This is a genomic window from Acinetobacter sp. AB03 (genome assembly GCF_058107045.1).
The window spans coordinates 2,813,294-2,835,354 of the sequence record NZ_JBUEBA010000002.1; the positions used below are offsets into that span (position 1 = coordinate 2,813,294).

Annotated in this window: 24 protein-coding genes; 11 read left to right on the forward strand and 13 right to left on the reverse strand. The window is 43.0% G+C overall.

Features of this window, described 5'->3' with window-relative positions; all coding sequences use genetic code 11:
- The first annotated feature begins 95 nt into the window (after nt 1-95).
- On the forward strand, nt 96-371 hold the full coding sequence (locus ACY3FQ_RS14170; RefSeq protein WP_005400889.1) for a PspC domain-containing protein: 276 nt from the start codon (nt 96-98) through the stop codon (nt 369-371).
- 96 nt (nt 372-467) lie between these two features.
- Here ACY3FQ_RS14170 and ACY3FQ_RS14175 read toward each other — a convergent pair whose 3' ends face one another.
- A complete protein-coding gene (locus tag ACY3FQ_RS14175) occupies nt 468-1,565 on the reverse strand; it encodes an HPP family protein (protein ID WP_010325819.1) in 1,098 nt (365 codons plus the stop codon).
- Nucleotides 1,566-1,675: 110 nt separating this feature from the next.
- The gene (locus ACY3FQ_RS14180; RefSeq protein WP_010325818.1) at nt 1,676-2,089 is read right to left on the reverse strand and encodes a lysozyme inhibitor LprI family protein; all 414 of its coding nucleotides are present in this window, start codon (nt 2,087-2,089) and stop codon (nt 1,676-1,678) included.
- Nucleotides 2,090-2,349: 260 nt separating this feature from the next.
- Here ACY3FQ_RS14180 and glyQ point away from each other — a divergent pair, with 260 nt between their 5' ends.
- The 6 genes from glyQ to ACY3FQ_RS14210 all read left to right on the forward strand — a co-directional run bounded on the left by glyQ (nt 2,350) and on the right by ACY3FQ_RS14210 (nt 8,420).
- A complete protein-coding gene (gene glyQ / locus ACY3FQ_RS14185) occupies nt 2,350-3,339 on the forward strand; it encodes a glycine--tRNA ligase subunit alpha (RefSeq protein ID WP_010325817.1) in 990 nt (329 codons plus the stop codon).
- A complete protein-coding gene (gene glyS / locus ACY3FQ_RS14190) occupies nt 3,339-5,408 on the forward strand; it encodes a glycine--tRNA ligase subunit beta (RefSeq protein WP_489774219.1) in 2,070 nt (689 codons plus the stop codon). The genes glyQ and glyS overlap by 1 nt, the downstream gene beginning before the upstream one ends.
- A 69-nt stretch (nt 5,409-5,477) precedes the next feature.
- Nucleotides 5,478-6,419 (forward strand): COG2958 family protein, encoded by a 942-nt coding sequence (locus ACY3FQ_RS14195; protein WP_489774221.1) that lies wholly within the window; start codon nt 5,478-5,480, stop codon nt 6,417-6,419.
- A gap of 72 nt (nt 6,420-6,491) precedes the next feature.
- The gene (locus ACY3FQ_RS14200) at nt 6,492-6,881 is read left to right on the forward strand and encodes a hypothetical protein (protein WP_062035090.1); all 390 of its coding nucleotides are present in this window, start codon (nt 6,492-6,494) and stop codon (nt 6,879-6,881) included.
- Between the two features lie 299 nt (nt 6,882-7,180).
- Nucleotides 7,181-7,690 (forward strand): hypothetical protein, encoded by a 510-nt coding sequence (locus tag ACY3FQ_RS14205; RefSeq protein ID WP_489774222.1) that lies wholly within the window; start codon nt 7,181-7,183, stop codon nt 7,688-7,690.
- Between the two features lie 166 nt (nt 7,691-7,856).
- Nucleotides 7,857-8,420 carry a hypothetical protein gene (locus ACY3FQ_RS14210; protein WP_078388571.1) on the forward strand — a complete coding sequence of 188 codons (564 nt, stop codon included), beginning with the start codon at nt 7,857-7,859 and terminating at the stop codon, nt 8,418-8,420.
- A gap of 50 nt (nt 8,421-8,470) precedes the next feature.
- Here the strand turns inward: ACY3FQ_RS14210 and ACY3FQ_RS14215 are convergent, their stop codons facing one another.
- The 3 genes from ACY3FQ_RS14215 to ACY3FQ_RS14225 all read right to left on the reverse strand — a co-directional run bounded on the left by ACY3FQ_RS14215 (nt 8,471) and on the right by ACY3FQ_RS14225 (nt 11,152).
- Nucleotides 8,471-9,427, reverse strand: a complete 957-nt coding sequence (locus ACY3FQ_RS14215; RefSeq protein ID WP_489774224.1) for a 2-hydroxyacid dehydrogenase — start codon at nt 9,425-9,427, stop codon at nt 8,471-8,473.
- A 123-nt stretch (nt 9,428-9,550) separates the two neighbouring features.
- Nucleotides 9,551-9,745, reverse strand: a complete 195-nt coding sequence (locus ACY3FQ_RS14220) for a hypothetical protein (protein WP_279737232.1) — start codon at nt 9,743-9,745, stop codon at nt 9,551-9,553.
- 120 nt (nt 9,746-9,865) lie between these two features.
- The gene (locus ACY3FQ_RS14225; RefSeq protein ID WP_489774225.1) at nt 9,866-11,152 is read right to left on the reverse strand and encodes a hypothetical protein; all 1,287 of its coding nucleotides are present in this window, start codon (nt 11,150-11,152) and stop codon (nt 9,866-9,868) included.
- A gap of 122 nt (nt 11,153-11,274) precedes the next feature.
- Here ACY3FQ_RS14225 and ACY3FQ_RS14230 point away from each other — a divergent pair, with 122 nt between their 5' ends.
- Nucleotides 11,275-12,054 (forward strand): class I SAM-dependent methyltransferase, encoded by a 780-nt coding sequence (locus tag ACY3FQ_RS14230; protein ID WP_489774227.1) that lies wholly within the window; start codon nt 11,275-11,277, stop codon nt 12,052-12,054.
- A 12-nt stretch (nt 12,055-12,066) separates the two neighbouring features.
- Nucleotides 12,067-12,627, forward strand: a complete 561-nt coding sequence (locus ACY3FQ_RS14235; protein ID WP_489774228.1) for a hypothetical protein — start codon at nt 12,067-12,069, stop codon at nt 12,625-12,627.
- A 58-nt stretch (nt 12,628-12,685) separates the two neighbouring features.
- Here the strand turns inward: ACY3FQ_RS14235 and ACY3FQ_RS14240 are convergent, their stop codons facing one another.
- The 3 genes from ACY3FQ_RS14240 to ACY3FQ_RS14250 are packed head-to-tail and all read right to left on the reverse strand — an operon-like array spanning nt 12,686 to nt 15,029.
- Nucleotides 12,686-13,096: a GFA family protein gene (locus tag ACY3FQ_RS14240; protein ID WP_489774433.1), complete on the reverse strand. Its 411-nt coding sequence runs from the start codon at nt 13,094-13,096 to the stop codon at nt 12,686-12,688.
- Between the two features lie 58 nt (nt 13,097-13,154).
- Nucleotides 13,155-14,366: a TIGR03862 family flavoprotein gene (locus tag ACY3FQ_RS14245; RefSeq protein ID WP_489774230.1), complete on the reverse strand. Its 1,212-nt coding sequence runs from the start codon at nt 14,364-14,366 to the stop codon at nt 13,155-13,157.
- Nucleotides 14,367-14,369: 3 nt separating this feature from the next.
- Nucleotides 14,370-15,029, reverse strand: coding sequence for a class I SAM-dependent methyltransferase (locus ACY3FQ_RS14250; protein ID WP_489774434.1), 660 nt, complete (start codon nt 15,027-15,029; stop codon nt 14,370-14,372).
- Nucleotides 15,030-15,114: 85 nt separating this feature from the next.
- On the opposite strand from ACY3FQ_RS14250, the gene ACY3FQ_RS14255 reads away from it, so the two are divergent.
- A complete protein-coding gene (locus ACY3FQ_RS14255; RefSeq protein WP_004692619.1) occupies nt 15,115-15,288 on the forward strand; it encodes a DNA gyrase inhibitor YacG in 174 nt (57 codons plus the stop codon).
- Between the two features lie 396 nt (nt 15,289-15,684).
- Here ACY3FQ_RS14255 and ACY3FQ_RS14260 read toward each other — a convergent pair whose 3' ends face one another.
- From ACY3FQ_RS14260 to ACY3FQ_RS14280, 5 genes are all read right to left on the reverse strand, one after another.
- Entirely contained in the window at nt 15,685-16,329 is a 645-nt protein-coding gene (locus ACY3FQ_RS14260) for an MBL fold metallo-hydrolase (RefSeq protein WP_078388563.1), read from the reverse strand.
- Between the two features lie 12 nt (nt 16,330-16,341).
- Complete coding sequence (gene hemH, locus ACY3FQ_RS14265; protein WP_489774231.1) at nt 16,342-17,364, reverse strand: ferrochelatase; 1,023 nt, start codon at nt 17,362-17,364, stop codon at nt 16,342-16,344.
- Between the two features lie 69 nt (nt 17,365-17,433).
- Entirely contained in the window at nt 17,434-18,459 is a 1,026-nt protein-coding gene (locus ACY3FQ_RS14270) for a DUF4062 domain-containing protein (protein ID WP_489774232.1), read from the reverse strand.
- 131 nt (nt 18,460-18,590) lie between these two features.
- Nucleotides 18,591-19,460 (reverse strand): glutamate racemase, encoded by an 870-nt coding sequence (gene murI, locus ACY3FQ_RS14275; RefSeq protein ID WP_489774233.1) that lies wholly within the window; start codon nt 19,458-19,460, stop codon nt 18,591-18,593.
- A 47-nt stretch (nt 19,461-19,507) separates the two neighbouring features.
- The gene (locus ACY3FQ_RS14280; protein WP_489774234.1) at nt 19,508-20,119 is read right to left on the reverse strand and encodes a DUF1285 domain-containing protein; all 612 of its coding nucleotides are present in this window, start codon (nt 20,117-20,119) and stop codon (nt 19,508-19,510) included.
- Between the two features lie 191 nt (nt 20,120-20,310).
- On the opposite strand from ACY3FQ_RS14280, the gene ACY3FQ_RS14285 reads away from it, so the two are divergent.
- Nucleotides 20,311-22,023, forward strand: coding sequence for an electron transfer flavoprotein-ubiquinone oxidoreductase (locus ACY3FQ_RS14285; protein WP_489774235.1), 1,713 nt, complete (start codon nt 20,311-20,313; stop codon nt 22,021-22,023).
- Nucleotides 22,024-22,061: the final 38 nt, after the last annotated feature.

Here is a 22,061-nt window from a genome sequence, read left to right on the forward strand (position 1 = left end):
ATCGACTCCGCCACCTTTAAAAACCTAATTCCATCTCCATTTTTAAACTATGAGTGCATAAAGCCACTCAGATTTTAATTTTTAAGGAGACCTAGATGGCCAATGTTGGTTTATATCGCTCAAACCGCTCGAACATGATTGCTGGTGTGATGGGTGGTATTGCTGAACGTTTTGGTTGGAACGCAAATTTACTTCGTATTGTTTTCATCACCATTTCACTGTTAAGTGCAGCATTCCCCGGAATTTTGGTTTACCTGATTCTTTGGCTGGTGATGCCGAAACAAAAAGACCAAATCGAGCATTCTCCACAGGCCCGATCAGGTTATAGCAATACGATGCGTACCGTTAATCCAGATCATCACAACCCATAGGCGCACATCTTTCGTCTCAAAAAAGTTTCTTTTTATGCTACGACAACTTCCCCCAAAGTGTCGTAGCTTTTTTTTTGCCTACGACACTCACATGACTTAGCGATGTTGCAACAGACGATACAACGCTGCAATCATATCAGCACGGCTAATGATGCCGACCAACGCCTTATTTTCAACCACAGGAATATAGTTAAAAGAACGTTCAACAAAGTACGGGATCAAATCTTGTAGTTCTTGATCAGGCTGTACCGTGACCACCTGACGTTTCATAATGTGCTTGACTTGATCTTGCCAAGAGGTACGCAAATCCGTCGCCTTTTGGAACCACTCCACCACTTCATATAAAGCCAAGGTGCCGCATACTTGTTCAGCTCGATTTAACACAGGTAAACTCATTAGATTGACCTGTTTAAATTTTTCCACAGCGACTTGAATGTCTTCATCTTCATATAAACACAGGACATCTTTACTCATAATGTCCCGACAACGTAGGTCTATATGAAAGCGAGTATCTGCCTGCGCTTGGGCTTTTAAAATCAGTTTTTGTAAATCATATTCACTGATGTCGAGCAACTGTGTTTCTTGGGCTAAAACTTGATGAATATCTTCAGGTTGGATCGTGACCTTCTGGGTTGGGGTCGGATCGGTGCTACGCGTATTGACTTGCGCCACGGTTGGGTATTGCTTCCCGAGTAAACGGTTGAACACAATCGCAATCACGAGAAGCAAGATCGAGTTGAGTAAAACAGGATAAAACACAAACTGATAACCTAACTCGTGTACCGTCTCGCCTCCCAACACCGCTGTAATCGCCACAGCACCACTCGGTGGATGCAAAGAGTCTGTCGTCATCATCAAAATAATCGACAAAGCCACAGCAACACTAAATGCTTCTGTTAAGTTGGAAATATAGAGTGCGCAGGTCACCCCAATTACTGCTGCAATCGTATTCCCAATCACAATATTCCATGGCTGAGCCAAAGGACTGGCTGGTACGGCAAAAAGCAACACCGAGGACGCACCCATCGGGGCGATATACCATGCATTGATCCCACCCAAAAGCCACCAACTTATGAGTGAAGACAGTGCTAATCCCAACAATGCACCTAAACCACAGAGCATTCTTTCCTTTAGCGGTAACACTTTAAAATTCGGTTTTAAGGTATTTAACCATTCAAGTTGCATATGAAACACAGCCACCCTTCTACTTTTTCGCACTTAACCGGTGCAAAATTATACGTGGTCTCACTAATAAGATGCATCTATTTTACATCTTATTTTTATGAGTAATTCTACTGAATTCTTTAGTGAACGTATTGCTGTAACTGTACAACCCGTTCAGCACACTGCTGCATAGGACAAAAAGCATACATAGGCGATCCAACATACTGGCCTGCATTATCACACTCTTGCTCAACATAGGCTTTCCACAAGCGTTGTGATTTCAAAATGGCTTGATAACGTTCAGGCTGCTGCCATTCGGCACTTTGCACCCGTATTTGATCGAGTAATGCCACAATTTGCTTTTCGTAGCCCTGTTTGGCTTGATCCGCACAAATTTGTACCACGCTATTGTTAATCCCTGCCAGTTGCTGCTCTTGAATGGTTTGCTCGACACATTGATTATAAACATCCAGCTCGGCCTCTTGCTGCTGTGCGTGAACCGCTCCACTGAACGTAGCCAGCAGAACAAGGATCTGATGATAAAATTTTGGCATGAGGGTGCTCTTGGTTTTATTGTGCAGAAATTTAATATAGCAAACTCGGGCAATTTGGCTCAAACCAGAGAAAAGACGGTCTATGTAATACACGCAGCTCAATCTTTTTCAACATACAAAAATCGTGCTATCTGACTTCTCTCACGCAACCACCACAGTTAAATTTTTAAATGAATGAATCCTGCTGAACCCTTTGCCACTCACTCGCAAAATCCTTATACTTAGAACCAATTTTTTCTTATATTTATAATGGATGCTGCATGAGTCGCGCCATATCGCATATTGATACATTCCAAGGCTTAATTCTTGCCTTACAAAACTACTGGGCTGAACAAGGTTGTGTCATTTTACAACCTTACGATATGGAAATGGGTGCAGGGACATTCCACACTGCAACATTCTTACGCGCACTTGGGCCTGAAACTTGGAACGCAGCATACGTTCAACCCTCACGTCGTCCTAAAGACGGTCGTTATGGTGAAAACCCAAACCGTTTGCAACACTATTACCAATTCCAAGTGGTACTAAAACCAAACCCAGATAATATCCAACAGCTTTACCTAGACTCGTTAAAAGCCATTGGTATTGATACCCTCACTCACGATATTCGTTTCGTAGAAGACAACTGGGAATCGCCAACACTCGGCGCTTGGGGCTTAGGTTGGGAAGTTTGGCTCAACGGTATGGAAGTGACTCAGTTTACTTACTTCCAACAAGTCGGTGGTGTTGAATGTTACCCAGTAACAGGTGAAATCACTTACGGTCTTGAACGTTTGGCAATGTACTTACAAGGTGTCGATTCTGTTTACGATCTTGTTTGGACCAAAGGTCAGTTTGGTACAGTGACTTATGGTGATGTATTCCATCAAAACGAAGTTGAGCAATCAACCTATAACTTTGAATACGCACCAGTCGACAAAATGTTTGAATTATTTGACTTCTATGAAGCCGAAGCATCTCGTTTAATTGAAGCAGAATTACCACTTCCTGCCTATGAACAAGTCATTAAAGCATCACACAGCTTTAACTTACTCGATGCACGTGGTGCGATTTCTGTAACCGAGCGTCAACGCTATATTTTACGTGTTCGTACTCTGGCACGTTCAATTGCACAAAGCTATGTGGCGGCTCGTGCCAAGCTTGGTTTCCCAATGGCAGAACCACATTTACGTGATGAAGTTTTAGCTCAATTGAAAGCTCAGGTTGAAGCAGAAGCGGCTCAAGCAGAAAAATCAGCGGAGAACAAATAATGTCTAAACATACAGTTTTATTTGAACTTGGCTGTGAAGAACTTCCACCAAAAAGCTTAAAAACTTTACGTGATGCATTGCAAGCTGAAACAGAAAAAGGCTTAAAAGATGCAGGTTTAGCTTTTGATTCTATCGAAGCCTATGCAGCGCCTCGTCGTTTGGCATTGAAAATTATCAATGTAGATGGTGCTCAAGCAGATACTCAAAAACGTTTTGACGGCCCTGCTGTACAAGCTGCTTATGATGCTGAAGGTAAGCCAACCAAAGCACTTGAAGGCTTTATGCGTGGTCAAGGCATTACTGCGGATCAAGTTTCAACTTTCCAAGCCGGTAAAGTTGAAAAAGTTTGCTACCTAAAAGATGTGAAAGGTCAAAGTCTTGACGTTTTACTACCACAAATTTTACAAACTGCTTTAGATAACCTTCCAATTGCAAAACGTATGCGTTCTGCGGCAAGCCGTACCGAATTCGTTCGTCCTGTAAAATGGGTTGTATTGTTAAAAGACAATGATGTGGTTAATGCAACCATTCAGGATCATAAAGCAGGTAATGTGACTTATGGTCATCGTTTCCATGCACCTGAAGCGATTACTTTAGCCAATGCAGATGCTTACTTAGATGCACTTCGTGCTGCAAAAGTTGTAGCAAATTTTGAAGAACGCCAAGCGATCATTGATCAACAAGTCAAAGCACTTGCTGATGAAGTGAATGCGATTGCGATCGTTCCAAGCGACCTTCGTGATGAAGTAACCGCATTGGTTGAATGGCCTGTTGCGCTTCGTGCGAGCTTTGAAGAACGCTTCCTTGCTGTGCCTCAAGAAGCATTGATCACCACCATGCAAGACAACCAAAAGTATTTCTGTTTGGTGAATGCTAACAATAAGCTTCAGCCTTATTTCATCACCGTTTCAAATATTGAGTCTAAAGATCCGACTCAAATCATTGAAGGAAATGAGAAAGTTGTACGCCCTCGCTTGTCTGATGCAGAATTCTTCTTCTTACAAGATCAAAAGCAACCGCTTGCATCTCGTAAAGAAAAATTAGCCAATATGGTTTTCCAAGCACAGTTGGGTACGCTTTGGAATAAATCTGAACGTATTGCTAAATTGGCTGTGGCTTTATCTGCAATCACGGGTGCAAATCCTGCGGATGCTGAAAAAGCTGCATTACTTGCAAAGTGTGATTTAACCTCTGAATTGGTCGGTGAATTCCCTGAACTTCAAGGGATTGCGGGCACTTACTATGCACGTATTGAAGGCGAGAATGATGAAGTTTCGGAAGCTTTAGGTGAGCAATATTTACCTAAATTTGCAGGTGATGTTTTACCGCAAACTAAAACTGGTACTACGATTGCCCTTGCTGATCGTTTAGATACGTTGACTGGTATTTTCGGTATTGGTCAAGCGCCTACAGGTTCTAAAGACCCGTTTGCTTTACGTCGTTCTGCGATTGGTATTTTGCGTTTAGTGACTGAAAACAATCTTGATGTTTCAATTGAAGAGTTGATCAAGCTTGCTTTGGCTGCTTATGGCGATGTATTGAAAGATCACGACAAGACTTTGGCGGATGCGGTTGCGTTCCTTGAAGGTCGTTACCGTGCGAAATATGAAGACCAAGGCGTTGCTGTTGATGTGATTCAAGCGGTTCAAGCACTTTCTCCAAAATCACCTCTTGATTTTGATAAGCGTGTGACTGCGGTGAATCATTTCCGTAGTCTGCCTGAAGCGGCTGCTTTGGCTGCTGCGAATAAACGTGTTGCCAATATCTTAGCGAAAGAAGCTGCACCTACGGGTGAGATTGTTGAGTCTAAATTGGTTGAAGATGCTGAAAAAGCACTTTATGCAGAGATTCAAAATATCCTGCCTGTGGTTCAACCGCTTTTGGCTGCGAAAGACTACACCACTACGCTTTCTAAGTTAGCTGCCCTTCGCGCACCAATTGATGCTTTCTTTGATGGCGTCATGGTCATGGCTGATGATAGCGACTTGAAAGCAAACCGTTTACGTTTACTGGCTCAGTTACGAGACTTGTTTACCAGTGTTGCGGATATTTCAGTGTTGCAGCACTAAGCCTTAATTGCTTGTAATTTAAAAGAAACCCCGCTATTTTGATAGTGGGGTTTTTTACATATTGATGAAATGAAATTATCACAACCACAAAAAGTCGCGGAATTTTTAAAAGCACATCCAACTCAAAAATTCACTGCTCGAGAAATTGCTCTAGGGATAACAAAGCTATATCCAAATGACTACCTAGAAAAAAGAAACAACTCACGATTTTCGGATGAAGAAGATTTTTTAAATCAAGTTATTGCTGAAATAGGTGCACATAAAAAAGCAATCCTGAAAATCGAGCCAAAAATTCAAATGCAAGACAAGCCTAGACCGCGCTTGTATTGGTTTGAACAAAATAATATCCCCTTACCTGATTTAGATAATTCAGAAAATATTCCTCTCGATGATGAGCAAGAAGTAGTATCTACTCCAACGTATAAAGTACTCTCAGAACATGATTTATATCCTGTTCTCATCGAATATTTGTCTAAAGAGCTAAACCTCTATAGCCTGAGAATTGATGAAAAAAAGTCTTCAAATAATCGAGGACAAAATGGTAATCAATGGTTACACCCTGATATTGTTGCTATACAGCCTATTGATAAAAAGTGGCATGAACTAGTGAAGACCTGCGTTAAACATGGTTCAGGTCAGAATGTTCGGCTTTGGTCATTCGAGGTAAAAAAAGAACTAAATAACTCAAATATTAGAAGTAGTTTTTTCCAAGCTGTTAGTAATTCAAGTTGGGCAAATGAAGGATATTTAGTTGCGACCTCAATTTCTACCAATGAAGTTGAAGAAGAACTGCGTATGCTTTCAGCTTTACATGGTATAGGTGTAATTTTACTCAATCCAGAAAATCCCACTGAAAGTGAAATCTTACTTCCTGCTCGCCGAAGACCCGAAGTGGACTGGCAATCAATAAACCGAATTTTAAATGAAAATTCAGACTTTAAAAATTTTATCGAATTGGTCTCAATTTATTACCAAACTGGCCGTATTCGCACACAAGATTGGAATCGTTAATCACTGAGCTATAGTCATTTTCCAACTGATTCCCTATACTCAACCTAACAACTCGCAACAAGAACGAACCTTATGAAATTAAAAACTGTACTTTTCGCTACTTTTGCTGCCCTTTCTATTACAGCATGTACATCTCAACCAACGATTCCACAGTTGACAGCGGGTGTATTACAAGAAGTCCAAAACATTGAAGTTTATCCGGACACAACCAACAACAAAGCAAAACTGACCAAATTTGAAGACAAATGCGTCATCGAATTTACCGGCAACCTCAAAGCAGGCAAAGTCGTAGAACAGTGGGCGTTCCGTGACTACACCCTCATCACAGGTGGCTCAGCAACCTTTGCACTCGATGGCACAAGCACAGCAACCAAATTTGAATTACACGATGCAGAAGTACAGAAAAACTTCCTTGCACTACGTAATCACTTTGCAAAAGAAGCCTTAGCGCAATGTAACTAAGCAAATCGTCATCACTGGTACAACATCAGTGATGACTTCCTCTCAAATGCCTTTCGCTTCATGTCCTTTACCTCAATATCAGTCTCCATATTCTTTACATTTAAAACAACGACCACGCATAAACTTACATAATTTTAATGAATTAACTGAACGACACAATTTTCAGCCCATTGTTCATGCGCTGTTGACGCATTGTGCGACTTTCATATCAAACGCTATTTTTGAGCTCATTTCTGTCTATGATGACTGCTGTTCTGAACTCCTCATCGGGTTCTGTCATAAGAGGTAGAAAATCAAAGATGAAAGTTTTAACAAAGACACTCACCGCTTCGGCTTTAACCACTGCACTTTTAGCCTCCACTTCCCTATTTGCAAATACCACGGCCAATGTTCAAGTTCAAACCTCGCAGCCAAGCGTATTGCAAAACTTAAAACATGATGTCAAACATGCTGCGCATGCGACAGGTGAAACGGTTGAGCATGGTATCGACAAAACCAAAGCATTCAGCAAAGAAAAATGGCAAGACACCAAAGAATTTTCAGCTGAAAAATCTGCTGTGGTAAAAGATAAGGCAGGTGACGTTAAAGACTCTGTTGCGCATAACACCAAAAAAAGTGGTCACTATATAGCGGATAAAGCGAAACAAGGCCAACAAGCGACCAAACAAAAATGGCAGGAAACTAAGCAGGCTGTCAGTGGTCAACCTAACCGTGCTGACGTAAATGGGCAGGCTCAAGTGGAATTAGATACACCTGTTGCTAAAGCCAAAGTCGGTTCATCTGCGGATGCTGCCGTTGGCGCGAAGTAGAAGTTAAACTCCTCCAGAGTTGAAAGAGTCCACATGCTGGGCTCTTTTTTAGCTATATACGTTTGCACACTACGCTTGTTTACAACCAAGCACATGAAATTCACACAAAGAGGCTTTATGCTAAAACGCTGATTTATGCACGATAGCCCAAGAGGTACACTGCTCTATGAATATGATGAAAACAACCCTCTTCTGCGCTCTTTTAATGACAACAGCAGGTGTATGGGCACAAACAGAAACCACCACTCAGCAAGCGCAAAAGCCAATTACGCCTTATGGTAAAAACCCCAACATCTTGCATGTCTGGGCTTATAAAACTCAAGAAGGTGTGATTAACACGGTGGAAAAAGTCGGTACTGCAACAGAAAAAGGCATCCAAAAAATTCGCCCTTCTGCACACCAAGCCTTGGACAGTGCAAAAACCATCACCAACAACACCGCAGAACAAGCTAAAGAAACAGGACAACAAGTCACCCAAAATGTGAATAAAAAACTGCATGAAACCAAGCAAGTGATTACTGGTCAAACAGATCAACCCGCTCCCATTTACCAAGGCAGCTTGAGTCAACCGTCATCAGCACCCGTAGATGCTCCTGCGGTTCAAGCGCCTTCAGTCTCATCTCCACAGCCTGTCGCACCCCAAACAGTAAATGAGCCCACGATTACCCAAGCACCTTCTTCCTTTACACCCGCCCAAGCAGAAGAAGAAATTAAAGTGACTAAGCTTTAATAGCAAAAAAGCCCGTCAGTTGATGGGCTTTTTCGTTGTCATTATTTGCTTTAATTCACCCGACGGATTGGCTGCCCTGCTTGAAAAGCTTGAGCATTTTCCACTAACTGCTGCACCATGCGTTGACGTGCTTCGACACTGCCCCACGCACTGTGTGGTGTAATGATTAAATTCGGCAGACGAGCATCCAATAAAACATTACCCTCTTTAGGTGGCTCAACGGTCAATACATCGGTTGCTGCACCCGCAATTTCACCCTGTTTTAACGCGTCTGCCAAAGCTGCTTCATTGACAATTCCACCCCGTGCACAATTAATTAAAAAGGCACTTTTTTTCATTCTTTTGAAAGCTTGAGCATCAATCAGGTCACGCGTGTCATCGGTTAATGGACAATGCAGACTGACAAAATCCGATTGCGCCAGCAAGTCGTCAAAGCCCACTCGTGTTGGGTCAGTATGTGGACGGTTTGGCAAATTACCCACCAAAACTCTCATGCCAAATGCTTCAGCGAGTTTAGCCACTGCCTGCCCCAATTCGCCATACCCTAAAATACCTAAGGTCTTGCCGGAAAGTTCAATAATTGGGTAGTCCAGTAGGCAAAACTGCGAAGCTTTATTCCATTCACCTTGCTGCACTGCACGGTCGTATTGCAAGCATGAGGTTGCCAGGTTGAGCATCAACATTAAAGTATGCTGTGCCACCGCTGCCGTGCCATAACCCTGACAATTACACACCACAACACCTTGCGCTTTGGCTTGCTGCAAATCGATGTTATTGGTGCCAGTGGCAGAGATTAAAATCAACTTTAACTGAGAGCATTGTTTTAGGGTATCGGCATCCACCATTACTTTGTTGCTAATAATCACATCTGCATCTAGTACACGGGCGACAAGTGTCTCAGCATCGGTACTTGGGTAAAGGATCAGTTCATCAAAAACAGCATGCAGTGCTTGAAAGTCCAAATCATTTTTATCTAAGGATGCATAATCTAAAAATACGGCTTTCATTGCTCACGTCCAGTTGTTCTGCATAATGATAGAGCGTTTATTTAAACGAACTCAGCCCCTTTTTTCAACGTAAACACTGTCTTGACCACCTAAAAATAGCCGCCACATACAGAAAAAAGCCCGCTATTTAACGGGCTTATTACGATGAATACGAATAGAAATACTGATTTGTTTAATCACATAAAACGTCAGGATCAGCAGGAGAATCAGGCCACCACCGAATGTAAGATAAGCTGGCTCTAAACTTTGTGCCAGTGCGCTTTGTGATGTTGAAATAAACAGTAATTTTATAAATACAGCCGACCAATGTCTTTGCATTGCTTCCACCCTATTTGATCTTTATCTGTATTGTTTAAAAGATAAACAATACTTTCATATTAAACAAAATAGGACGGAAAACAAGCGCTTGGCCTTAGACCAAAGCCCTATATGAATAAATCACATGAACACATCTGATTCAGCATCGCTTGACACCAAAAACTGCGCTGTTTCTGGAATAATCTCGACCAAATCAAAGCCACCATATTCATCACAGCTAAAGTTAAACTGCTTATAGCTAATCAGATAATAATCACTGTATTTTTTCATTAACAATGGATGCATTCCAGCGCCCAATTCGGCTTGTTCATGCACCAATTTCATGATCTGTCTGTCATTCATGACGATGGTATAACGCATGTCGTTATAGTAAATATGTACTAACCCATTGCCCTTGGCAAAAATCGGCAGCAGAAACTTATGATTCAGCGCAATGGCATCTGGTGCATAGCTTTCAATCTTTTGACTGATCATATTGAACACTAAACCATGTCCAAAATTATCCATCAACTGACAGCTATTTTCTTGCGGCAAGTTGACCTGAATGCCCAGTTTCAGTAGATCGGTCTGGCTCACTTGTCGATTGCTGAGTAACTCGCGAATAATGCTTTGTTTTAGCTTGCTATCAAAAAATTGACCATCTAACTCAAGCTCATTATTTTTCAGAATTCGTCCTAAAGAAAAGCGATGACGCGGCAACAAGTTTTCGATCACTTTACGGTAGTAAAACTTGCTGTTCTTTTTCACTTCACGAATTTTTTTATAAAAATACGGCGCATCAAACTCATGACGTAAAAAATCATGGAGCAAATCGGAACTGGCCAAAACCGCAATCGCATCATGCCCTGTAAAAGGTAAGTTCAGGGTATTCAGATTCGGTACGACCGTTTGTAATTTTTCATAATGCGCACGGTCTTCAGGGCAGTAAGGGTCATAAATAACAATGTATTCACACTCTGCCGAGACATCTTTCGGCTGAACCTGCATGTCATGGTTCAGCTCAGGCTGATAGAACATGTTATAGCGGTTATCCGTCACCTGTTCAGGGTCGATCGAATACTGCGGCACCAAAGCTACTACGCGCTTAAAACCAAGCAGTTTAGAGTATTTAATCGCTGCATAGCCGCCCATCGACCCTGCATAGGCAATGCGGGTTTGAAAAGGGGCAATCCAAGCGCGAATTGCCTCTAACATCGCCAACATCGAAGACTCTGGAAACCATGACTTCTGTTTCGGCATAATGCCAACCACATTAAAGCCAAACTTGGCTAGCGACTTTTCTGCATTGATCGACGTTCCCTTGGCACGGGTAATCAGGTCGCCAAAAGAGAAAATAAGTTCGTCCGATGAACCCTGTAAAAAAATGACACGAATCTGTTCGTCTTCAAAAATAATTTGTTTCGCCATGTCCATGCTGAGAGATTTCATTCCTATAAAGTGAGGTCATGTTCGTTCCATACAGCATAAGCGATTTCATCGAACCAAATGTGTTATTTTATAGATGCAGAGCAGATAAAAAAGCGCAAAATATGACACAATTACTCCATCCTGCAGCACAACACGGGTTTAGCGCAGCTGCTGAACTTTATCAACAAGTGCGTCCAAGTTATCCAGAAGAGATCCATGCGTGGCTCACCGAGCAACTGCATTTAAACACAAATTCACGTGTGATTGATCTTGCCTCGGGTACAGGAAAGTTTTTGCCTTATCTGATTCCACATAGTGGACAGCTCACTGCCATCGAACCTGTCACCGAAATGTTAGCTCAGCTCAAACTGGCTTACCCACAGGTGGAAACATTACAAGCCTTTAGTGACCATATTCCCCTGCCTTCGCAAAGTATCGATGCAGTTTTATCTGCGCAGGCCTTCCACTGGTTTGCGAACATGGACAGTTTAAAAGAAATCCATCGTGTCCTGAAACCGCAAGGGCATTTGGGTTTGGTCTGGAACCAACGCGACACTCAAGTTGACTGGGTCAATGCACTCGCAGAACGGCTCGCTCCTTTAGAAGGAGATACCCCGCGTTATCATAGTGGGCTATGGCAAAAAGTCTTTGAACATCAACCCTTATTTCAGCTCAAAAGCCTACATCAGTTTGCACAGCAGCAAACAGGTACAGTAGAACAAGTGGTCTCAAAACGCCTACTTTCGACTAGCTTTATTGCCGCAATGCCACTCGAACAACAGCAGTATTTAAAACATCAGTTTGAGCATATTGTGCAGCAGTACACGGGCAAACAGCCACAGGACGAAATCAGTTTTCCTTACATCACCTATGCCTATCACTTTCAAAAAATAGCAGAATAATAGGACACCGATATGAACCCACATACTCTTTCATTGAAACAGGTTCTACTGCCGCTTCTTTTAGGTGGCAGCTTAATCCTCACAGGCTGTAATAAAGCCAATGAATCTGCTGAGCAAGACACCCTTTCGAGCGATGATAAAATTCTGCAAGAACTCAGCTCTGAACCGGTCAAAAGTTTTGCTAAAACAGCCAATGACCCACAGGATATTGCGCTCTTGGTCGACTATGACCAGCGCTTTAGTAGCATGAGTGATGAAATGGAAGATGAACTCATGAAAATGCGTGAGGCAGGAACCCTCACGGATGAATTTGCAAAAACACGTCAACAAGACAATATTCAGTCTGCACTGAATATGCTGAAAGAGCTGGATTTAAAAACAGAACAAGGGCGCTACATTCAAACTCTGATGTACCAATATTGGGATAACCAAACCAAATTCATCCAAGATAAAGCCGCAGCACCACATGACAACGTGAAAGGCCTCGGTGAGCTCATTCATGCCCAAGAGCAGCTTGAACACTGGCAGTCGCAGTATCCTAAAGCTCAAGATATGATGTCGACAGGCTACTAACTCAATCGCGGAAAAAGAAAAGGGATCAGATGATCCCTTTTCTTTGTATGTGTTCTAACTATGGGCGTTCAGCATATTGTGGTAATGCATCACAAATGTTGTCCCACTCAGCTTGAGATGCCACAAAAATATGCTGCGTCGGCTTTTGCTGTAACGGGGTATCTAAAGTGCCGATCCGCAAACGGTAAAAGTCAGGGGTATCAGCTTTCATACTGATCAAAGGTGAACCACAGTTGCCACAGAAACAACGCTCTGTGCCTGCACTCGATGCATATTTTTTTACAACGTCCTGACCAGAGGTCAGTTTAAAATCCGCCTTAGCAATCGGTGCATTGGTTGCATATGCCGTTCCATTGGCCTTGCGACATTTTTGACAATGGCATTGAATAATATCGCCAATCGGCCCATCAATTTGATAAGTCACTGCACCGCACAGGCAGCTGCCCACATACTGCTGAAGATCCGACATCATGATGCTCCTTGAATTTTTTATTCAAATTAGCACAGCTGATTTTCAGTTGCATCGCTTATGGCGAATTTTTTGCCACATTCAAATACTGCATAACGCCCTCACCTGCGGCACGTCCTGTTGCAAAACATGCAGTGAGTAAGTAGCCCCCTGTGGGTGCATCCCAGTCCAACATTTCCCCACATAAAAAAACAGCGGGATTGGATTTTAATTGTAGCTGCGGACTCAGGCCTTTACGGTGAACACCGCCAGCACAACTAATCGCTTCTTCAATCGGACGAAAACCAGTTAAAGGAATCTGTAATTGCTTCACCTGCTGCGCCAATTGTTCAGGGTGATTCCAGTGATCTTTTGCAACCAACTCTCGCACTAAACTTGCCTTGGCTACATCTAAACCTGCTTTACGCCAAATATTACTTAAAGACTGTTTTTTTGTCGGTTTCAGGCGTACAGCCAATTCTTGGACAGTGACATCTGGCAGTAAATCAAGCGTTAACACTAAAGGCTGGAGCTTTTTTTGCTGCGCACGCAGCGCTCGACCTTGCTTATAGACCAAACCACTTTCTAGTCCATAATGGGTGATGACGATATCGCCCATACTTTTTTCCGCATCGCCCACCCATGCCGCGATACGTTTCAGTGGCTGCCCAAAGACAGGTTGCATATAAGTAGACCATTCATGTTCTACCCCAGCATTGCTGGCTTGAAAAGGCTCAATTTCATCGGCCTCCAACCAGTTTTGCCATGCGCCATCACTACCGAGTTGAGACCATGACACCGCTCCACAAGCCAAGACAATCGCATCATAGCTCTGGCTATGCGCTTGATCACTAAGCAAAGACTTGATTTCAAGCTTATGCTCTTTGAGGCTGAGGCATTGATGACGATAGTAAAACTTGATGCCTGACTCAACCAAACGTTTCAACCAAGCACGTAATAAAGGCGCGGCTTTCATTTCAATCGGGAAAATACGCCCAGACGTTCCGACATAGGACTCAACGCCTAAACCTTTCATCCATGCCTGAACCCAGTTGGCATCCCACTTACGAATCCAAGGTGCTAGCCATTCAGCTTGATCATAACGACCTATAAACTGCTCCACAGGTTCGGCATGAGAGATATTTAGTCCTGTTTTACCCGCCATCAGAAACTTACGTGCAGCAGATGGTTTTTGCTCAAACACATCGACCTGAACATCATATTGGCTCAACACTTCTGCTGCCATCAAACCGGCTGGGCCCGCCCCAATAATTGCAATACGCTTTGGCATGATTTATTCAGCTTGATCCGAAGATTGCGCCTGTGGGGTCTGACCTTGCAAAGCCTGAAACGCGTCAAAGCGCGTGCAATAACCTTCAGGTTTGGTGATGATCAACTGTTGGCAGAGCTCGCCTCGTTCTAAGTATTTAATTTCAAAATGTGTGCGCGCTGAGCTATCCGCAATACGCTCTTTCACAAACGGTAACTTCCACACCTCAATCAACTGTTGCTGTGCTTCTTCGATATATTCTGGAATATTGCTGGCTAACGTAATTTGTCCGCCCACTTGTAAACGTGAAATCAGAAACTCAAAAAACGGCATATTCAACCAGCGCTGCGCAGGATTATGCGGTTCAGGGTTGGGATAAAGAATAAAGAACTGTTCAACCTGCTGCGGCTGCAAGGCATGTACCACCCACGGCAAGGCATCGGCATGTACCAGCTGTAAATTCTGCTGACCTTCTAAGCCATGTTGTTTCTGCATCGCCACAAACTTTTCACGGGTTCGCTCAACCGCAATCAGCTTTTTCTCAGGATGATTGGCCGTAAACAATAGAGCATGTTTACCCTTGCCCGCCCCAATTTCCACACACAGTGGATCAGGACTGATCATTTGAAAATCACGAGGCGCATGCATACGCTGGGCTTGAAATTGACGAATCGGCATAATCAGATCAAACTAAGAAAAAACCGCATCAGTCTAACAACTGCCAACGTTTTTGCCTATTTCAATCCGAAAATTTTATCTGGAGTCGATCATGCCACACACTTTCCCTTGTCCCCGTTGTGGAGAAATGAGTCAATGGGAAGACAACGCCTTTCGTCCATTTTGTTCTGAACGCTGCAAACTGATCGACTTAGGTGCATGGGCCAATGATGAATATCGCCTCCCAACACAAGATGCACCGCAAGCAGAAAACTCAGAAGAATAATATGTTTAATTTCATGATATTTTTCATATTTTAAGCGAAATTATTCATTATTTAATCTCTCAATATTCGCCTAAAAGGATAATTCGTCGACTATACTCTCCCCAAAATTGGTACATGCTCACAGCATGATCAAGTCACAAAAATAACATCCTAAAGGGGGATAAGATGCACATCCTGAGTAAGACTATTGTTTTAATTGGCGTTTTACTCGCGATCTGTTTATTCAGTTTTGGCATCTATATGCAAGATCTGTTGATCCTCTCGGTTGGATTATTAGTGGCCTTATTCTCTATCGTGTTTGCTCTAGAAACCCAACACATTTTGAATAATCCATTTCGCAAATAAAAAGTCAGCAGCTGCTGACTTTTTTTATTTTTCAATAAGACCACAAAGCGCTTAGCCTGCTTTTCCTGCCACAAAGGGGTTATGTTGTTTTTCAAAACCAATGGTACTGATTGGGCCATGTCCTGAAATGAACTGCGTCTCATCGGGTAAGCTAAAGCATTCACGCTGAATAGAGTCAATCAGCTGCTGATGATTGCCACGCGGAAAGTCGGTACGACCAATGGAGCCTTTAAACAACACATCGCCGGTCCACAGCAGACCATAGTTTTTGTTATAAAACATCACATGACCCGGAGTATGTCCAGGGGCAAAACGTACTTCAAACGCTTCATCTCCCAGTTTAAGGACTTCACCGCCTTCAAGCCATGTCGTGACATCTACCTTTTCAGGAATAGGAAAACCATAACGCTGCGAGACTTCTTGGATCATATCCAACCAAAAGGCATCTTCTTTATGCGGGCCAATCACAGGGACATCCCACAGTTTTTTTAATGCCCCAACTGCTCCAGCATGATCTAAATGCCCATGCGTCAACCACAACGCTTTGACTGTCAAACCCAACTCTTCAATTTCTGCTTTAAGCTTCTCAGGCTCCCCACCTGCATCAATTAAAATTGCTTCTTTACTGTCACTGTCCCAAACAATGGAACAGTTCTGTTGAAATGCCGTTACAGGCACAATTTTAACTTGCAACATAGAGTGTCAACCTCAATTCGTTTTGCTGGCTAATGTCTGTTTTAAGGCATCAAGATTAGCCTGAACCAGCGTATTGAGCAATTGCAAATGATCTCCGCGGCTGTTCAAGGCTGGAATATATTGATACCGCTCTCCACCTTGAGACAAAAACAATTCAGCATTCTGAATCGCCAGTTCCTCTAAAGTTTCTAAGCAATCCGCTGAAAATGCAGGACTCATAATTTGTACCGATTTCACCCCCTGCGCCGCCCATTCAGTCAGTAAGACATCGGTATAGGGTTTCACCCACTCTTGTTTCCCAAAGCGGGATTGGAAACTGATTGCCCATTCATTCTCCGCTAGGCCTAATTCGGCTGCCACCAACTGCCCAGTGATACGGCAACGGTCAGCATAGGGATCACCTTTATCGGCATAAGGTTGTGGAATACCATGGAAAGACATTAACAGCTTTTCACTCACCCCATGTTCAGCACGGAAATCACGTACACTTTGCGCCAAAGCCTGAATGTATAAAGGGTGCTGATAATAATCGCGAATAATACTCAGCCCTGGCAAATTACGCTGCTTTGGAATCCACTTCGCGAAAGCGTCATATAAAGGCGCGCTAGATGTCGCAGAGTACTGCGGAAACAAAGGAAAGAGCACAATATGATCTTGTGGTTTTTGACTCAACTCAGAGAGCAATGGCTGAATGCCTGGATTGCCATAGGTCATCGCAGGGACGATATTCAGCTCAAACTCAGGGTATTGCAAAATCAACTGCTGTTGTAACGCGGCCACTTGAGTCAGCAAAATTTCTCGCATTGGAGAATCGCTGCCCCACACCATCTCATAAGCATGGGCAACGCGTTTCGGGCGAAACGGCAAAATAAATAAACGGAGAATAATTTGCCAAAGCGGTTTGGGAATTTCAATCACCCGCTGGTCTGACAAAAACTGATCCAAAAAGCGACGCACTGCTGAAGCTGTCGGTGCATCAGGCGTTCCCAAATTTGCCAAAATAACAGTAACTTTTGCTTTTGTTGCAGTAGACATTCAGCCCTCGTGGCTCGTTTTCGAATGTCTCTACTGTAACAGTTTTCAGTTCATTATCTAAATGGATAACTACGAAGATTGAAATTGAAAAGGCCGATCCTTTTCCAATAAATTACTATCCAAAAGTTTCGTCGCCTTCGGGGTCAACTGCCAAAGCATGCGCTGACGATCATCTCGACCCGACTGAACAATCCAATCATTTTGACACATTTGCATTTTAATACTGTGCAAAGCACGAATATTAATTTGTGAGCGTGCAACAGCATGGGCACGAGGCATTTCTAGACGCGCATCATTCAAACCAGTTTCGTTTAAATATTCATTAATGCGTTTGGAGAAATACTCTTCAGGAGTTGGGTGAATAAAGGTTGTCCCCAAAACCGAGAGTAATTGCGCCCAAGTCATCTGCTTTTGAATTTTCAACTCTTTGAAGTTGCCATCTTGATAGGCATGCATCCGATAATCAAAAGCAAAAAATTCATGCATAGCCACTTTGGGTAAAGACAAAAATGGATCGACTTCACGTTTACCCGCTTCAGTTTCCAATTGCACCAATTTGGCTTTAAGTTTATCTATTTCGTCATGCAACACTTGGGTGTTCTGCGGACGTACCCAACCCGATACAGGATAGCGCTCTAGCATTTGCGTCATATTCAAGCGAACGGCCATTTCCAAGTCACGCATGGTGCGATAAGTGAAAACCTGATCGACTTCGTTTTGGAGTAGTTTTCTAAACTCTTTGAATTTTTCACGCAGCTCAGCTTTGTCGTCATGTAAACATAACTCACGGGCATCAGGATCATCATGCATAAATACAATAATCGGCTTTTGTTTGGTGACCGCATAAATGTATTCAAGGTGCATATATCCCACCCCTGACACGGACTGTTCGCCATATTTGCTGCCCAGCAACAATATGACATAGTCACAGTCATCGATCTGACGACGTGCAAAAGCCGTTGAAAGTGGTGTCCGTTGTTCTAATCCCCAAGAAAAAAATCCCATGCCCACTAAAGTTTGGGCCAAAATGATCCGCTCTGGTTTCATCTCGCTTCCAGAAGTGGTTATAAACACTTGATAACGCTTATCGAGCATCGGTTATCCTCATTATTCTTCGCAGCATCCCATCCCCCAAATTCCATTAGATAGACACTGCGACTAACTCAAGCATATTAGGTTGCAATTTTTGACTATATATCAAAATACTCGACTTATTTGTTTAAAAATTAATCAGATATGTTTGAAATAGTCCAATTTAGTTCTGGTTCAAGCAAAAGTTGTAAGATGGGTCTCAAACTTTCTGCATTATTCCCACTGACATAACATTCAATTCGAACATCACTATCATGATTTCGTTCAAATAATAACTCATTTTTGATTAAAATACGGGCTGTTTGTCGTGCAACTGCCAGTCCAGAGTCAATTAATGTCAGTTTCTGACCAAAAATAGATTGTATCGCTATTTTCAAAAAAGGGTAATGGGTACAGCCTAAAACTAAGTAATCTGCACCCTGATCGACAACGGGTTGTAAAATATCTTTTAACGTGGCTAAACATGCCGCACTCATCTGTGCGCCGCTTTCAACAAAAGGTACTAAATCTAAGCAAGTCACTGGAATCACTGTGACTCCCGAAGGCTGTGCAAACTTTTCAACCACATCTTTAATTAGCTGCCCGCGAAAGGTCGCAGGGGTCGCTAGAACGGCCACGGTTTTGGATTTGCTTTGCAATACCGCAGGTTTTAGGGCCGGAACAAGGCCGATAATCGGAAAGTTATCGCCATAGTGCTCGCGTAAATAATCCAAACTAAAGGCTGAAGCGGTATTACACGCCACAACTGCAACCTTACAGCCTTTGCGGTAAAGCCACTCAATCGCTTGTGCAGTCAATTCTCGAATATTTTGATCATCGCGCGGCCCATAAGGCACATGTGCGGTATCGGCAAAATAAATAAATCGCTCATGCGGTAAATGCTTGGCAATTTCTTGAGCGATGGATAAGCCGCCTATTCCCGAATCAAATATCCCGATTGGCGCATCGGCTGTCGCTTTTGGCATGGGGTTGATCATAGGGAATAAGGGCTGAATGGCACTCATGAGGACTCGTTGCAGTATAAAGTTAAAAGATCAATCAAGCTTAAACCTCAGGTGCCTAATTGCAATAGCAAATCACCACTTTGTAAGCACAGTTTGGCTTCACCTTCCGCATCTTCGCTTAGCTCACCCATTTCCACCAAATGAAAAAAAGCAGCACGCTGAATCAGTGCATTAATGCCAAAGCGAACATGCACATAAGGACGCAGCTCCCCTTGGAAGGCACGCATAAAAATGGGATGGTCTTCATCAACAATCACCACATCCTGTGTGGTCGTGGTCAGCTGTAGGTAGATTTTTCCTGCAATTTCGACTTGATCGACCTGATTGACAAATAAAGGCTCATCTTCAACCTCGATTTCAATCTGCTCGACCGGGGTTTTGAGATAAAACTTATCTTCTTCTTTCCAAAGTACCGTTGCAAACAGCTCAATCATGGCTTGGCGTTTGATCAATTGACCTTCGTGCCACCATTCTCCATTGGCTAAAACCTTCAAATCCATTGCGCCACAATGCTTTGGGTGCCATTGATCTAAAGGGGGGATTGACCTTTTGTGACCGGACTGTCCATCTTTTATGTATTGTGCAATATCAGTTAAGTTTTTATTATCAGCAATAGCTACTTTTTTCGTCGGATTTGCTGAGTTGTGCTGCTTATCCATAAAATTCATGCCTGTCTGACGGAAAAATAATATGATTCAGCCAATTGGCTAGAACTCGGTTTAAACCTATACTAGCTCACAATATAAAAGACACGATGATAAATTTTGTGTCTGGGAACTAAGAACACTCATGGCAGCACCGTTCTTTGAGTCAAAACGGTTGCCACCTTTAACCATATGAGGAGTCCTACATGGAACACATCGAACGTGAATCGATGGAGTTTGACGTAGTCATCGTTGGCGCAGGCCCTGCTGGCCTTTCTGCTGCGATTAAAATTCGTCAACTTGCAATTGAAAACAACCTTAATGATCTGTCCGTTTGTGTCGTAGAAAAAGGCTCTGAAGTTGGTGCGCATATCCTTTCAGGTGCTGTGCTCGAACCGCGTGCGATCAATGAGTTGTTCCCAAACTGGAAAGAAGAAGGTGCGCCTTTAAATGTTCCAGTAACTGAAGATAAAACGTATTTCCTAATGTCTGCTGAAAAGTCACAAGAAGCGCCGCATTGGATGGTTCCTAAAACCATGCATAATGATGGCAACTATGTGATTTCACTTGGTAACGTAGTGCGTTGGTTAGGTCAAAAAGCTGAAGAATTAGAAGTGTCTATTTTCCCAGGTTTTGCTGCATCTGAAATTCTTTATCATGCTGATGGTACGGTTAAAGGTATCCAAACAGGTGACATGGGGATTGGTAAAGATGGTGAACCAACACATAACTTTACCCCAGGCTATGAACTACATGCCAAATACACGATTTTTGCGGAAGGCTGTCGTGGTCATTTAGGTAAGCGCCTGATTGCCAAGTTTGATCTCGATAAAGATGCAGACCCGCAACACTATGGTATCGGCATCAAAGAACTATGGGAAATTGACCCTGCAAAACACAAGCCAGGTTTGGTGATGCACGGTGCAGGTTGGCCTCTAGCTGAAACCGGTTCTTCTGGTGGTTGGTGGTTATATCACGCTGAAAACAACCAAGTTACTTTGGGTATGATCGTGGATTTATCTTACGAAAACCCACACATGTATCCATTTGCAGAAATGCAGCGTTGGAAAACGCATCCACTGATTAAGCAGTATCTTGAAGGCGGTAAGCGTATTTCTTATGGCGCACGTGCTGTTGTCAAAGGCGGTTTCAACTCACTGCCGAAGTTCACCTTCCCAGGTGGCTCTTTAATTGGTGATGATGCAGGCTTCCTAAACTTTGCCAAAATCAAAGGCTCTCACACTGCCATGAAATCGGGCATGTTGTGTGGTGAGGCAGTATTCGAAGCGATTCAAGCAGGCGTTGAAAAAGGTGGTGATCTTGCCATTGCACGTGTGCTTGAAGGTGAAGACTTCTTTGCAAAAGAGTTAACAACTTACACAGACAAGTTCAACAACAGCTGGTTAAAAGAAGAGTTATATCGTTCTCGTAACTTTGGCCCAGCAATGCACAAATTTGGCACGTTCGGTGGTGGTGCATTTAACTTCATCGATCAAAATGTATTTAAAGTCCCGTTTACACTGCATGACTTAGTGCCTGACTTCAGTACACTGAAAACTGTAGATGCAACCAGCTTTAAACCGAACTATCCAAAACCAGATGGCAAGCTGACTTTTGACCGTTTATCTTCAGTGTTCGTATCGAATACGGTGCATGAAGAAAATCAGCCAGCACACTTGAAACTAACTGATGCTTCTATTCCTGTAAATGTGAACTTACCAAAATGGGACGAGCCTGCACAGCGCTACTGCCCTGCGGGTGTTTATGAAATCATGGAAAATGATGATGGTTCAAAACGCTTCCAGATTAACGCAGCCAACTGTGTTCACTGTAAGACCTGTGACATCAAAGACCCATCACAGAACATCACTTGGGTAACACCTGAAGGTGGCGGTGGTCCTAACTACCCGAATATGTAAATTGAAAACCCGCTTCGGCGGGTTTTTTTACATCATTT

Excerpts from the sequence above, each read along its gene's own strand:
- ACY3FQ_RS14170 (WP_005400889.1), top strand. The coding sequence starts at position 96 with ATGGCCAATGTTGGTTTATATCGCTCAAACCGCTCGAACATGATTGCT.
- ACY3FQ_RS14180 (WP_010325818.1), bottom strand. The coding sequence starts at position 2,089 with ATGCCAAAATTTTATCATCAGATCCTTGTTCTGCTGGCTACGTTCAGT.
- glyQ (WP_010325817.1), top strand. The coding sequence starts at position 2,350 with ATGAGTCGCGCCATATCGCATATTGATACATTCCAAGGCTTAATTCTT.
- glyS (WP_489774219.1), top strand. The coding sequence starts at position 3,339 with ATGTCTAAACATACAGTTTTATTTGAACTTGGCTGTGAAGAACTTCCA.
- ACY3FQ_RS14195 (WP_489774221.1), top strand. The coding sequence starts at position 5,478 with ATGAAATTATCACAACCACAAAAAGTCGCGGAATTTTTAAAAGCACAT.
- ACY3FQ_RS14200 (WP_062035090.1), top strand. The coding sequence starts at position 6,492 with ATGAAATTAAAAACTGTACTTTTCGCTACTTTTGCTGCCCTTTCTATT.
- ACY3FQ_RS14205 (WP_489774222.1), top strand. The coding sequence starts at position 7,181 with ATGAAAGTTTTAACAAAGACACTCACCGCTTCGGCTTTAACCACTGCA.
- ACY3FQ_RS14210 (WP_078388571.1), top strand. The coding sequence starts at position 7,857 with ATGAATATGATGAAAACAACCCTCTTCTGCGCTCTTTTAATGACAACA.
- ACY3FQ_RS14215 (WP_489774224.1), bottom strand. The coding sequence starts at position 9,427 with ATGAAAGCCGTATTTTTAGATTATGCATCCTTAGATAAAAATGATTTG.
- ACY3FQ_RS14220 (WP_279737232.1), bottom strand. The coding sequence starts at position 9,745 with ATGCAAAGACATTGGTCGGCTGTATTTATAAAATTACTGTTTATTTCA.
- ACY3FQ_RS14225 (WP_489774225.1), bottom strand. The coding sequence starts at position 11,152 with ATGGCGAAACAAATTATTTTTGAAGACGAACAGATTCGTGTCATTTTT.
- ACY3FQ_RS14230 (WP_489774227.1), top strand. The coding sequence starts at position 11,275 with ATGACACAATTACTCCATCCTGCAGCACAACACGGGTTTAGCGCAGCT.
- ACY3FQ_RS14235 (WP_489774228.1), top strand. The coding sequence starts at position 12,067 with ATGAACCCACATACTCTTTCATTGAAACAGGTTCTACTGCCGCTTCTT.
- ACY3FQ_RS14240 (WP_489774433.1), bottom strand. The coding sequence starts at position 13,096 with ATGTCGGATCTTCAGCAGTATGTGGGCAGCTGCCTGTGCGGTGCAGTG.
- ACY3FQ_RS14245 (WP_489774230.1), bottom strand. The coding sequence starts at position 14,366 with ATGCCAAAGCGTATTGCAATTATTGGGGCGGGCCCAGCCGGTTTGATG.
- ACY3FQ_RS14255 (WP_004692619.1), top strand. The coding sequence starts at position 15,115 with ATGCCACACACTTTCCCTTGTCCCCGTTGTGGAGAAATGAGTCAATGG.
- ACY3FQ_RS14260 (WP_078388563.1), bottom strand. The coding sequence starts at position 16,329 with ATGTTGCAAGTTAAAATTGTGCCTGTAACGGCATTTCAACAGAACTGT.
- hemH (WP_489774231.1), bottom strand. The coding sequence starts at position 17,364 with ATGTCTACTGCAACAAAAGCAAAAGTTACTGTTATTTTGGCAAATTTG.
- ACY3FQ_RS14270 (WP_489774232.1), bottom strand. The coding sequence starts at position 18,459 with ATGCTCGATAAGCGTTATCAAGTGTTTATAACCACTTCTGGAAGCGAG.
- murI (WP_489774233.1), bottom strand. The coding sequence starts at position 19,460 with ATGAGTGCCATTCAGCCCTTATTCCCTATGATCAACCCCATGCCAAAA.
- ACY3FQ_RS14280 (WP_489774234.1), bottom strand. The coding sequence starts at position 20,119 with ATGGATAAGCAGCACAACTCAGCAAATCCGACGAAAAAAGTAGCTATT.
- ACY3FQ_RS14285 (WP_489774235.1), top strand. The coding sequence starts at position 20,311 with ATGGAACACATCGAACGTGAATCGATGGAGTTTGACGTAGTCATCGTT.